Below are 12,701 nucleotides of genomic sequence, written 5' to 3' on the forward strand. Positions count from 1 at the left end.
CAAGCAACAAGACCGGTCTCCAGCGTATAATGGAATTAAAAAGTCAGCACTTTTACGGAATCATCTTTTAGATAATAAGTCAACGGTTTTCCCATTCCTGCTACCTCAAAACCAAGTCCTTTCAGATCATCGGTAACACCATAAGCACTTGCACAGGCAATGCAGGCTCGTATCTCAACTCCATCGTCTTTCATGGCTTTCAGTTTTTCCTGAATCTTCCGATTTTCGGATGTTAGTTTTGCCGACGGCCCCCAAATAATCAAGGTAACATCTTCAAACCATTTGTTCGTTTTCGCGGCATGTGTATACATTAATGCAACCCGGTCTGCCACATACGGATCGTCGCTTGTCCATACTACAACCAACTTGTCTTCCTGCGAGTTCTTTTGTTCCTGATTCATTGCGTTACCGGTATTTACTGTGAGAAAAGTTATAACAACAATTACCAGATATTTTAATTGCTTCATTTTTTGCGGATTTTACAAGTTTTTCAAAATGGCCAATAGCAGCTTCCCGGATAAGCGGGTAGAATAATCGGGATTAATGTATTCGAACAGTATTTTCCCTGATGGAGAAACGACAAAAACCGATGGAACCGGCAGAATACCTTTATTCAGGCCTCCGCTTTTCTCGTTCAATAACCCGGAATACTGCCCGGGGGCTTTGAATGCTATTCCCATGGCTTTTATTAGCTCGCCGTCGGCATCAGAATACAGTTTATAGCGAATGCTTTTGTCTTCCTCTGTAATTTTCAGATTCTCCGGCGCATCCGGACTCACGGCTATAATCTGGTAACCCAGGCTGATGATTTCGCTCTCAACTTCCTGGATATCCGACAAATGAGCGTTGCAGTACGGACACCATCCGCCCCGGTAAAAAAGCAAAACACCTGGTTTTTCGGCCAAAACGTCACTTAACTTATGAGTTGTGTTGTTCGCCGATTTTAGTTCTGCATCAGGAACCTGTTCTCCGATTAGCAAGGGCGAAACCTGCTCCGGAAGTTCCGGTATTTGTGCAATGGCAGAATTGCCAAGTAGTAGTAATACAAATAATAACTGTTTCATGGTAAGTATTTTTTATTTGATGTGCTATAATATTTATCTCTAAAAACTTGAGGATAATACCTCGTGCCTTATCGCTCCACGCTGCGGTCAATTACTTTCAACAAAAACCTTTCCTGGCCTTCGCTACCGGCTAAAAACACAGGTTTACAAACAAAAGCAACAGGACTTCAATACTTGCGTCCTGGAAAACTCCAGAGTGGATTCTTATGCCGCATAATTTTCCAAATCGGGGGCCAGCGGGAAATCAATCGGAACTTGGGTCGCGTTGTGTAAAAAGTTGGTAAAACTGGTTACATTAACGATGGCAACCAAATCAACCAAAGCCTTATTATCAAAGCCTTCCTCAAAAAACAACTCCTTTAGTTCTTCGCTTAACTTCCCTTTGTTTGCCGCAATTTGCTGCGCAGCCTCTACAAGCAGGTTGGTTCGTTTATCAGAAAGTTGCGCTTTCCGGATGGCAATGGTTTCCTGCTCGGTAAAACCATTCATTTTCGCAATGGCAGTATGAGCGGCTTTGCAATATTCGCAGTTGTTTACTTCGGAAACGGCCAGTTTAATGGCTTCCGTTTCTTTTTTGGTGAAATTAGAGGCACTTATCACCTCGGCGTAACTCAGGTAACCTGCCAAAACCTCAGACGAATAACCCATTGTGGCGTAAAGGTTAGGCACTATGCCTAATTTACTCTCAAGGTCTCCAAAAATTGTTTTTGCTTTTGCATCTACCTCATCTTTTGTTGGAACGATAATTTTCTTCATTTTATTAAAAATTAAAAGGTTATTATATACGGCACAAAGATGTGGTGGATTTATGACCTCGGGAATGAAGGTTTTTCCCTTGAGCTTATCAATTTTTCCCTTTTTGTATAAAAATCGCCCAAACTTCCTGATTGAAACCGAGATTTTCAGAACTAAGGCTGCAAAAGAGAAATGGCCATTACTGTTGATCAACGGCCTAAGAACATCTCAACTCTTTATGGGCCGATCACCCTAAAGCGAAACTCTCCCGGCTGCCAAACGTATTTATTTCGGTACCAGTTTTAACAAAGACCCCATAATAATGAAAGGCATTTCCAACAAAGAAATCATCTTATGGATCGACCGTTACCTGGCTGATCCACGTCTTGACGCTGAAGCGCAACTTCGTAAACGTTGGGCCTGGATTTGGATGGTTGTTACCTGCGTATTCGTCATTATCACTTCTTTTGTTGAACTCGTTGTACTAAAGCTATGGCCCATTTGGTGGTTCGGCATCGTATTCTGGGCCGGCTATCTGATCGGTTTTCCGCTGTACCGAAGAATGAAACGCTTCGATCTGGTGATCAACATTCTTTTTACCGTCTTTATTGTCGCGGCGCTGTTTGCCATGCTGCAAACCGGAGGGATAACCACTTCCCTGGGATTTATCTTCATCGGGATGAACTGTGCCATGGGATCCATGCTGGCCGGAAACCTGCGCTGGACCATTGGAATGTTTGTCACTTACTGCATGACCATTATCATTCTCGGACTCTTCCAATCTTCGCTCACCACACCCGAATACATTACTCCTCGTATTAATACCCTATCCTTTGTCGGACTTACTGTTTGGATTAACGCCTGCATTTTACTGATTGTCATTTTATTTATGAAAGACAAAAGCCGTTATGAAAAATCAGAAGCAGAGAAACTTCGAAAAATCGACGAAGCAAAAACCAAACTTTTCACCAACGTTTCGCATGAATTCAGAACACCACTAACAGTCATACAGGGAATAGCGGAACAGATGGAACAACATCCTGAAAAATGGATGCAAAGTGCCCCGGGAAAGATAAAAGCACAAAGCCAGCTTCTGCTTCGCCTTGTTAACCAAATGTTGAACATTGCCAAAATAGAAGCTGATGAAATGCACCTGGAGTTAATTCATGGAGACATCTGCAGGTTTATCCGCTATATTGCTGCAACCTTTCAAAGCCTCGCAGATACCATGAAGATTGAACTAATTCTGAACCAACAGGAGGTACCAATTTACACCGATTACGACCCCGACAAACTGATGCATGTACTTTCCAACCTGTTATCCAATGCCATTAAATTCACGCCTCCCGGAGGTCTTGTAAGTCTTATTGTTTCCAAAACGTTTGAAAAAGACAAGAAATTCACTCTTATTTCAGTGCGCGACACCGGGCGAGGCATTCCCGAAGCATCAGTGAGTAAGATTTTTGAGCGTTTCTACCAGGTCCCCGACAAACACGATCAAACTCCGGGAACCGGGCTCGGCCTGGCTGTTACCAATGAACTAATCAAGTTGATGAAGGGGAAGATTAGTGTAAAAAGCCGGGAAGGCAAAGGTTCGGAATTTACCGTTCTGCTACCCATCTCGAAAACAGCCGAAAAAGTTGCAGATCATGGTATATCAATGATCTGCTCCGAAACAGCTCATCCTGAAATTACCAAGACCAGGATCGAAGACAAAACCGATGAAACAGATCATGAATCGGCCGAAAAACCCGTTCTTCTCATTGTAGAAGACAACAAAGATGTAGTCGAATACCTTCAGGAAATTCTTCAAAAAGAATACAATATAGAACTTGCACCCAACGGAAAGGCCGGGCTCGAAAAAGCACTGGAAATCATCCCGGATATTATTCTTTCTGATGTAATGATGCCCCTGATGGACGGTTTTGAAATGCTCGAAAAGTTGAAAGCAGATATTCGTACCGACCACATTCCGGTTGTAATCTTAACCGCCCGTGGTGATTTCGATTCGAAACTCGCTGGGCTATCAATTGGCGCCGACCACTACCTGGTTAAACCCTTCAACGAAAAAGAGCTACTGTTTAAACTGGGAAACCTGTTGGAATTACGGAGGAAAATGCAACAACACTTCGGAACTTTTCCCTTTCAATCTCAGGATGAAAACAGCGAGTTTAAACCGGAATACGTATTCATAAAACGAATCAATACACTCATTGAAAAAGAAATGGGAAACGAAGACTTTGGAATCAACGACATTTGTTTTTCAATGAACATGAGCCGGGCACAACTTTACCGGAAATTCAGTGCCATCACCAATAATTCCATCGGTCGGTACCTTCGGTCGTTTCGCTTGCACAAAGCCAAAGAACTGCTGGAGAAACAGGGTAAAAATGTTACAGAGACAGCCTTTGAAACCGGCTTCAAAAACCTGTCCCACTTCAGCACCTGCTTTCACGAAGAGTTTGGATTCTCTCCCCATAAGCTTGTTCGCTAGCACAACCAACATTCGAGACAAACGCCAAAACATCTGAGACAATTACCAAAGCACGCGCTTCAGCGTTGTCGTACCTTTAACCGTACGTTCTCAGCTATACAAATCAACATTCTAATCCTTTAAAATTCAACTAAAATGAAACGATTGATTTTCTTATTATGGAGCATAAGCCTGCTTTTTGCAGGTTGCGATATGAACGATTCATTATCTAACGAAATCGATACAGACATGAAATCAGCCGAAATGAAAATGGTTCCCATCAAAGGCGAGATACAATCGCATGTAACGGAATCACTAGATGGTGTTCCTGTAATTGGCAATTTATCCGGAAATATTTCACACCTGGGGAAGCTGATCTCGGATAAAAGTACGTGGTATACCATTTTCGTGGAAATGGATGAGCAGACCTGGACCATTTCGTGGGAAATGTTTGGATCGGTTTGTGCGGCCAATGGCGATTTTCTGAAATACACGCTTTCAGGAGCGTTTAGCATTCCCGAAAATAAAATAACGGGAGAGGCTGTTTTTGATGGCGGCACCGGCCGTTTTTGCCAGGCACAAGGCTCCATGGAATTTACCGGCTATGCTGATGATGCCATGAACATCACAACCATGTACATGCAAATAGACGGCATTATCTCAAATGTTGGGAGCAGCCATCGCGGCGAAAATGCAACGGTAACACAAAATGAATCGATTGCCCGATCATTTATTGAAGCCTGGGACATACACGATGCAGACTTACTAACTTCGTTGTTTGCAGAAGAATTTACCTACACCGAAGTAACAACGGGCCGCATCTATAACGACAAAGATGCACTCGCCATGTATTTGAATGCCACAATTGCCGGAATACCCGACACCCGCTTTGAAGTAGTCTCCATCGTGGCCAATGAGCGATTTGCAGTTGTTGAATGGATTTGGAAAGGAACCAACACCGTTGGCTGGCCAGCAATGGGCATTCCGCCCACCGGAAAATACTTTGAATTACCGGGAATTTCTGTCATGGAAATTGAAAACGGTCAAATAATCTGGAACAAAGATTACTGGGACTGGAACACTTTTTTGCAATTGATCGGTGTTATTCCGTAGGCCGGGGCCAGAAAAATAAAAAAGGCCGGAATCACTTCCGGCCTTTCTCAGTTCCACAAAAACAGGAATCTGCAAGCTACTTGTTAATGCTTGCACGAATTCCACTTTTAATGAATATGAGTTTTACAATACCACTTAGTTAACAGCGGGTGTAATTACAAATTTGCGAAACTCGATAGGACCATGGTCGCCCTGTACCATAATAGGGCCTGGCTCTCCTTCCTTGCTGTCAAGCGAACCTCCTGTAATTCCGGGGATTGGACGGTTCGAAACAGTTTCAATACCGTTATGAACAACTGTTACATGGCGGCCAACAAGCGTTACTTCGTAAGTTTGCCACTCGCCCGGTTTTTTAGCGGCGTTAACCGAAGGAGCTATAAACCCGTAAATACCGCCGATACTTACCGCGTCAGCTCTTCCTTTTGAATCTTCGATCTGGAGTTCGTAGCGGCCGCGAAGATAAATACCACTGTTACTTCCTTCAGGGTACCTGAATTCGATACTCAGTTTGAAATCGTTAAATTTTTGATTGGTAACCAGGTTTCCACCCTTTTCTTTGTTCACCATTACACCGTCAACCATCTGAAATTTATTGTTCGCCGGAATGATCCATCTGTCCATGTTATCGGTGAGCAGGTTGATCGGATTTCCCCATACCGGAGGTTCTTTTCTTTCCAAAGACGGCGCCCGAACACCAGTCCATTCCAGCTTATTGCCTTTAAGCATTTGATACCCCGTAAGTTTATCGTCTTTTAAAGAAAACTCAAAATATAAGTCTTCAATATCCATCCATTGCGGAGGGATTGTGAAATGATACTTATCCTTATCGGCATCGTAATGAATTTCTGAAATTGGCCTTGCACTTCCTTCATATCCGACATAATATCCGACAAGAGTTGAAAAACCGGACAATTTAATCTCCAACCATCCGGGGAAGCCATCTGATGCCATTAAACCGTGTCTGAAAATTCCAAGATTCTCTAACTGTTCCTTCTCCATGGTTATCGTCAAATCCCATTTACCGATCACTTTCGAGTCACTTTCAACGCGTTGTGCCTGCGCAGGAACCAAGCCAATTAAGGCAAATACAAATAATAACAGGAATGCTTTTAAATTTTTCATGATAATATTTTGTTCAATTAATAAATGCGAATTTTTCGCTTAAGTACAAATCTACTTAAAAACTGGGTTTGATTAAAAAACGCACTCCTAATGTATCAATTTAATGTACGTTTTGTTAAAGTTGTTCGCGCAATCTTATATTGAACATCTTATTAAGAGAATATAAAAAGCCTGGTTTTCATTCGAAACGATTTTAGATAAAATGAATCATCCGCCAGCAGGTAGCTGATAATTAACCTAAAACTACTTTAACCAAGTAAAGGGGGGCGAAAATTCAGGCACAAAAAAAGGTTAAAAATGATCTCTTGTCTTGTTTTTGCCCCGATTAAGTTGCGATGTATTATTAGGATATAATTTAAGCCCCTAGAAATGGAGAATATCTGGTTGATGTTGGAAACGTAGCCAATTAAAAGTTTACAGAAATGTTATAAAATCGTGATAAATTACACATCTCTGTCTACTAGCTTTATATCAAATAATCAGACATTTAAACAATTGCCTGTTCATTTTTGTATAAATAATAAAAGTAAACATCATGAAACAAATCGTCTTTTTTATTTTCGCTGTTTTGGCATTTGCAGCCTGTGAGAAACAATTCGTCGGTGAAGAAATAAACATGCCCAACGAATTGACTGAAAAAAGTGCCTCATTCAGCTCTGCAGAACTCATGGATTTGCAAATTATCGAAGGTCAAGGTCTTGGAGATGTCGTTACTTTGGGTATGAGTCGTGAAGATATCAGTCAGATTACCACCGGGATAGATTGCTTCTCATCCAAAGAATGCTCTTTTCGTCTTTCTGCCGAAACCGGTCCCATCACGGTACATTTCAATAACGATACAGTTGATTTTATTCGTATCGGTCAATTTGGGGTTTTCCCGGAGTACCTCTGGTCAACCACTGCCGGCGCCACCAGTTTGATGTCTCCAACTGAAGTGGCTGAATTGTATGATCCATCAGAGATTGTGCACTACGATTATGTATATACTGATGTAGTTGCCAAAGAATACGGGTACACCTATTTTAGCTATTTACGATATGGTGACGGAGGAAGCCAACGGGTAGTTACTCATGAAATCTATGCTCGTGGAGGCCGACCGGAAACATTCATTCAGGTATTTCAAGGTATTATCCTGGTACAAAATCCGAAACCTAAATCCACGATTTACAATGTAAATTTGAGTATTACTCAACCGGATGGCCAGGTGGTAGAGGTGCCCGAATTTTCAGTATCAATTCCGGGAGGAAGTTCAACTATGCTTTTCCCAAATAATTACTTACCATTGGATGGACCGCTTGGTACCTATACCTACACAGCTACGTTATTGTCACAAAAAGGGAAGAGCCAAAAGGTTGCAGGAACTTCGTCGGGTAGTTTCCAACTTATTCAAGTTGTGGAGTAAAAAAAAAGAGGTCTATAAAAGACCTCTTTTTTTGGTGCTCCCCAGGTAGGACTTGAACCTACGACCTACGGATTAACAGTCCGCCGCTCTAACCAACTGAGCTACTAGGGAATATTTTGTTGTTCTGTAGAACGTTTGCTTTTCAAAAGCGATGCAAAAGTAATAGCTTTTCTTAAAACTCAAAATATTTTTCTAAAAAAAACATTCATTTTTCTCATCAAAAAATCATCGGAGTTCAAGCGCCAAGCCCCCGTCCCCTCACGAGTGCCTGTCAATCAAACCGTTCGCACAAACTGACTATTTTCTAAAAAAATCAGAAAATTTCTTTCTTTTTATTTTCTGAGATTCTTTTCAGCCTGTTTCGTGATTCTCCACCGATTCTGTATTTTTAGATCACTCAAAAACGGCTCACATGAACAAATCATTTGCATCCATAATGGCACTCGGCCTTCTTTTACTTGGAGTTTCCGGACAAGGACAGGCGCAAAACAATACACTTACGGTAAAAATCAGCAACCAACCCGACAATCCCGTTATACTTGGCTGGGTGGAAGGAGACAATTTCACCAAAACCGACAGCGCCTCGGCAGTGAACGGACAAGTTCAGTTTTCGCTGCCCGAAAAAGCTGCCCCTGCAGTACTGCGGCTGGTTTTTGGACTTACGCCCTATGCCCGGATCATGAAGGAAGACCCGCAACAGCTGGATCTCATCTTCAACAAAGAAGACATAGAGGTAGAACTTAGCTTCAAAGATCCGGTCAACAGCCTGAAAGTTATTCGATCGGAAGAAAACAGGCTTTGGTACGATTTTATGAGGCGCCAGATGGAATACGAAAACGCGTTAAGCCTGATGGAAAAAGAAGTGGACCTGCTCTGGCAAAAGAACGACTCCGCTAAAGCCATTCAAACCGCTGATGAATTTAACCGGCTTCAAATGGATTGGGATCTGCGGGTGGCACAAACCGCACAACAAAACCAGGGTACCTTTGCGGCAAAGCTTATTGCACTCAAAAGAAAGCCGATGGCCGATGCATTTTTATCGAAAGAAGAACGCAAAGAATCTTTGCAGAAAAACTTTCTCGACCCTGTTGATTTTTCCGACGAGAGCCTAATCCGTTCCTCAGCCTATACCGACAAAATATTCGATTATCTGGTACTTTTCAACCAACCCGGCTTAAGCCAGGAACAACGGTCGGCAGCCTACCTAAAAGCGGTGGACAATGTTCTTTCCAAAACGGCCGGCGCTCCCAAAGTCGATGCTTTTATCAAAACTTATCTACTGCATGGTTTCGAAATTTTGGGAATGAACGATGTGAGGGAATACATCAAAAGCAAGTAATCAGAATCGCATCCACCCGAAAAAAGCACGCGAGAAACGCCTTTTCAAAATCATTTTGCGTGTTTCTGCGTTATTCCTCTGAATTCACTTAATTGTTTAATTTTGATGAAATTTTAAAATTATGTTTCCAACAATTTCAATAATAAAAAACCCAAAACAGGGTATTTCAAGCGCAACACTTTTCGAAAAAACGGAGCAAATAAGCCTTGCCGGCCTAAGCGAAAATGAAAAAGAATTTCTTTCGAAAAAGCTGGAAAAAGGCACAGAATGTTCGTTCCTAAAATATCCCGAGCTACGTTTCTTTGGAAAAATAAAAGCATCGGAAGCTTATCTTGAACAGGAAGCTGCGCGAAAAGCCGGAGCCAAACTTTACCAGGAACTAAAGGACGCCGACATCACTTCCATCCAACTGGTCAACCAATGCACTTCTCCCCTTTTAAAGGCCTTTCTCGAAGGTTTGCTGCTGGCCTCTTATTCTTTCGACAAATACCTCAAAGAAAAAGAAACGTTTCAACTGAAAGAGGTTTTCGTTGTTGGCGAAGAAGTTTCTGACAAAGACGTGGAGGAGCTCCTGAACCTGACAAAAGCCGTTTTTGTGGCCCGCGACCTGGTAAACGAGCCCAACTCGTTTTTGAATGCCATTCAGCTTTCGAAAGAACTCGAAAACCTGGGCGAAAAAGCAGGATTTTCCATTGAAGTCTTTAACAAACAAAAAATAGAGGCGCTGAAAATGGGCGGACTGCTGGCGGTCAACAAAGGCAGCATCGATCCGCCAACATTTAATATACTGGAATGGAAGCCTGAAAATGCGGTAAACAAAAAACCGATTGTACTGGTGGGCAAAGGAATTGTCTTCGACACCGGCGGACTGAGTCTCAAACCAACCGCCAATTCGATGGATTACATGAAAACCGACATGGCCGGTGCTGCCGTAATTGCCACGGCTATTTACGCGATGGCCCTGAACAAACTTCCGCTCCATGTGGTAGGATTAATTGCCGCGACCGACAACCGCCCCGATGGCAATGCCTATGTTCCGGGTGATATCATTACCATGTTCGACGGAACAACGGTTGAAGTACTTAACACCGACGCTGAAGGCAGACTGACTCTGGCCGACGCACTCAGCTATGCAAAAAAATACGATCCGCAACTGGTGATCGACTATGCCACGCTAACCGGCGCAGCAGACATCGTGGCCGGACCACACGCTGCCGTGGTTATGGGAAATTCTCCCGAAAATATTGAGAATATGAAGAAAGCAGGTTTCAAAACCTACGAACGGCTCATTGAAGTTCCGCTTTGGGAAGAATATGCCAAGCCGCTGAAATCAAAAATTGCGGACTTGAACAACCTGGGTAGCCGCGAAGGGCAATCAACCATTGCTGGAAAATTTCTGGAACATTTTACTTCCTACAGCTGGATCCACATCGATTCGGCAGGCACTCCCTTTCTGAAGGAAGCCGATGCCTACCGGCCGGCTGGCGGAACCGGCTTTGGCACCAGGCTTTTGTACCAGTTTCTAAAATCGATGATTTAACCCGCGAAACAGATTTCATGCGGCTAAGAATCAGGATATTCAGATGCTCGTCCGCGTGAACATCGCTTATAGGAAACTTTCAATTAAAAAATTAACTTTGCACCGCTCGCTTAAAAACGGCTTAAAAGTGAAAAGATAATCAAATGAAACATAATAGGCAGGAATCAATAAGAATAGGTATAACCCACGGCGATATTAACGGAATCGGTTATGAAGTAATCTTGAAAACACTGGAAGATCCACGCATTCTTGAAATGTGCACTCCCATTGTTTACGGTTCTCCCAAAGTTGCCGCCTACCACCGCAAAGCACTAAACATTAACGACGTAAGCTTCAACCACATTCGTAATACAAAGGAAGTATATCCACAGAAAGCGAACATCATCAACTGTGTGGATGAAAACATCCGGGTGGAGTTGGGAAAATCAACGGCCGAAGCCGGGATGTCGTCGTACCAGGCGCTGGAAAGAGCCGTTTCTGACCTGCAGAACGGATACATCGATGCGCTTATCACTGCCCCGATCAACAAGGACAATATTCAGAATGAAAATTTCCATTTTCCGGGACATACCGAATACCTGGCACAAAAATTCAACACCGATGATTATGCCATGCTGATGGTAAGCGAAACGATGAAAGTGGGTGTTGTTACTACTCACATTCCGATTTCGCAGGTGGCACAAAACCTGAGCAAGGAAGCCATCCTTTCGAAGATCCGGATCATTGCCAAATCGCTTCAGCAAGACTTTGCCATTACCAAGCCGCGCATTGCCGTTTTTGGTTTGAATCCGCATGCCGGCGACAACGGGCTTTTGGGCAACGAGGAAAAGGACATCATCATTCCGGCCATTGCGCAGGCAAAAAAAGAAGGCATTATGGCCTTGGGCCCTTATCCGGCCGACGGATTTTTTGGTTCGGAAGATTACCGGAAATTTGATGCCATCCTGGCCATGTACCACGACCAGGGTTTGATTCCGTTTAAACTGGCTTCGTTTGAAAGAGGCGTCAATTATACTGCCGGACTTCCGGTAATCCGTACTTCGCCGGCGCATGGCACCGCTTATGCACTGGCCGGAGAAGACAAAGCATCTCCCGAATCGTTCCGTCAGGCGCTTTACCTGGCCATCGACATTTACAAAAGCCGGGAGATTTACGAGGAAATAACACATAATCCGCTAAGAAAATACGAGATCAACCCGAACCAGGTAGACGAGAGCGTTGATATTGAAGCCAGCGAAGAAGACGAGTTATAAAGCAAGCCATTATGTACGAATACATCCGCGGAAACATCGCTGACATCAGTCCGGCTAACATTGTAATTGAAGCCGGCGGGCTGGGGTATTTCATCAATATTTCGCTGAATTCCTACAGCCAACTGAGCGGCAAGAAAGACACAAAGCTCTTTCTCCACCAGATTGTACGCGAAGATGCCCACATTTTATACGGCTTTGCCGACCTGAGTGAACGTGAATTATTCAGAAACCTGATCTCGGTAAACGGCGTGGGAGCCAGCACTGCCATTATGATGTTGTCGTCCTTAACTCCGGATGAAATAAGATCGGCTGTAGCCACCGAAAATGTTGCAGTTTTAAAAGCCGTTAAAGGCATCGGGGCCAAAACCGCCCAAAGAATCATTATCGACCTGAAAGACAAGCTCGGAAAAATAGCTGAAAGTGGTCAAATTTTCCTTGCAACAGACAATACTATACGAAATGAATCGTTATCAGCTTTAGTCATGCTGGGCTTTGTGAAAAAGGATGCCGAAAAAGTGGTTTCGAAAATCCTTCAGGAACAACCGGATGCAACCGTAGAGAGTGTGATTAAACAAGCATTAAAAAGGCTCTAACCAGGAAAAAACACAGGAATTTTTTATCACTATCAAAGGTGATCTCCTGAAAACGGGCTGCCTTTTA

11 protein-coding genes and 1 tRNA gene are annotated in these 12,701 nt (G+C 43.2%); 7 read left to right on the plus strand and 5 right to left on the minus strand.

Annotated elements, in window-relative coordinates:
- Positions 1–35: 35 nt before the first annotated feature.
- The 3 genes from D1614_RS11720 to D1614_RS11730 all read right to left on the minus strand — a co-directional run bounded on the left by D1614_RS11720 (position 36) and on the right by D1614_RS11730 (position 1,820).
- Positions 36–467, minus strand: coding sequence for a DsrE family protein (locus tag D1614_RS11720; protein ID WP_241558103.1), 432 nt, complete (start codon positions 465–467; stop codon positions 36–38).
- A 12-nt stretch (positions 468–479) separates the two neighbouring features.
- Entirely contained in the window at positions 480–1,064 is a 585-nt protein-coding gene (locus tag D1614_RS11725; protein ID WP_119438117.1) for a peroxiredoxin-like family protein, read from the minus strand.
- A gap of 204 nt (positions 1,065–1,268) precedes the next feature.
- Positions 1,269–1,820: a carboxymuconolactone decarboxylase family protein gene (locus D1614_RS11730; RefSeq protein ID WP_119438118.1), complete on the minus strand. Its 552-nt coding sequence runs from the start codon at positions 1,818–1,820 to the stop codon at positions 1,269–1,271.
- A 301-nt stretch (positions 1,821–2,121) separates the two neighbouring features.
- Here D1614_RS11730 and D1614_RS11735 point away from each other — a divergent pair, with 301 nt between their 5' ends.
- Together D1614_RS11735 and D1614_RS11740 are read left to right on the plus strand one after the other, a co-directional pair.
- A complete protein-coding gene (locus tag D1614_RS11735) occupies positions 2,122–4,293 on the plus strand; it encodes a hybrid sensor histidine kinase/response regulator transcription factor (protein ID WP_119438119.1) in 2,172 nt (723 codons plus the stop codon).
- Positions 4,294–4,428: 135 nt separating this feature from the next.
- The gene (locus D1614_RS11740; protein ID WP_119438120.1) at positions 4,429–5,385 is read left to right on the plus strand and encodes an ester cyclase; all 957 of its coding nucleotides are present in this window, start codon (positions 4,429–4,431) and stop codon (positions 5,383–5,385) included.
- Positions 5,386–5,520: 135 nt separating this feature from the next.
- Here D1614_RS11740 and D1614_RS11745 read toward each other — a convergent pair whose 3' ends face one another.
- Positions 5,521–6,507, minus strand: a complete 987-nt coding sequence (locus tag D1614_RS11745) for a 3-keto-disaccharide hydrolase (RefSeq protein ID WP_119438121.1) — start codon at positions 6,505–6,507, stop codon at positions 5,521–5,523.
- A 535-nt stretch (positions 6,508–7,042) separates the two neighbouring features.
- Between D1614_RS11745 and D1614_RS11750 the strand changes: the two genes are divergently transcribed.
- The gene (locus tag D1614_RS11750) at positions 7,043–7,909 is read left to right on the plus strand and encodes a hypothetical protein (protein ID WP_119438122.1); all 867 of its coding nucleotides are present in this window, start codon (positions 7,043–7,045) and stop codon (positions 7,907–7,909) included.
- A gap of 37 nt (positions 7,910–7,946) precedes the next feature.
- Here the strand turns inward: D1614_RS11750 and D1614_RS11755 are convergent.
- Positions 7,947–8,020: transfer RNA gene (locus D1614_RS11755), tRNA-Asn, on the minus strand.
- A 301-nt stretch (positions 8,021–8,321) separates the two neighbouring features.
- On the opposite strand from D1614_RS11755, the gene D1614_RS11760 reads away from it, so the two are divergent.
- The 4 genes from D1614_RS11760 to ruvA all read left to right on the plus strand — a co-directional run bounded on the left by D1614_RS11760 (position 8,322) and on the right by ruvA (position 12,634).
- On the plus strand, positions 8,322–9,248 hold the full coding sequence (locus D1614_RS11760; RefSeq protein WP_119438123.1) for a hypothetical protein: 927 nt from the start codon (positions 8,322–8,324) through the stop codon (positions 9,246–9,248).
- Positions 9,249–9,369: 121 nt separating this feature from the next.
- The gene (locus tag D1614_RS11765) at positions 9,370–10,788 is read left to right on the plus strand and encodes a leucyl aminopeptidase family protein (RefSeq protein ID WP_119438124.1); all 1,419 of its coding nucleotides are present in this window, start codon (positions 9,370–9,372) and stop codon (positions 10,786–10,788) included.
- A 143-nt stretch (positions 10,789–10,931) separates the two neighbouring features.
- Positions 10,932–12,041 carry a 4-hydroxythreonine-4-phosphate dehydrogenase PdxA gene (pdxA, locus tag D1614_RS11770; protein ID WP_119438125.1) on the plus strand — a complete coding sequence of 370 codons (1,110 nt, stop codon included), beginning with the start codon at positions 10,932–10,934 and terminating at the stop codon, positions 12,039–12,041.
- 11 nt (positions 12,042–12,052) lie between these two features.
- Entirely contained in the window at positions 12,053–12,634 is a 582-nt protein-coding gene (ruvA, locus tag D1614_RS11775; protein WP_119438126.1) for a Holliday junction branch migration protein RuvA, read from the plus strand.
- Positions 12,635–12,701 lie beyond the last annotated feature (67 nt).

It is taken from the genome of Maribellus luteus, from assembly GCF_003576475.1.
Lineage (GTDB): Bacteria > Bacteroidota > Bacteroidia > Bacteroidales > Prolixibacteraceae > Draconibacterium > Draconibacterium luteum.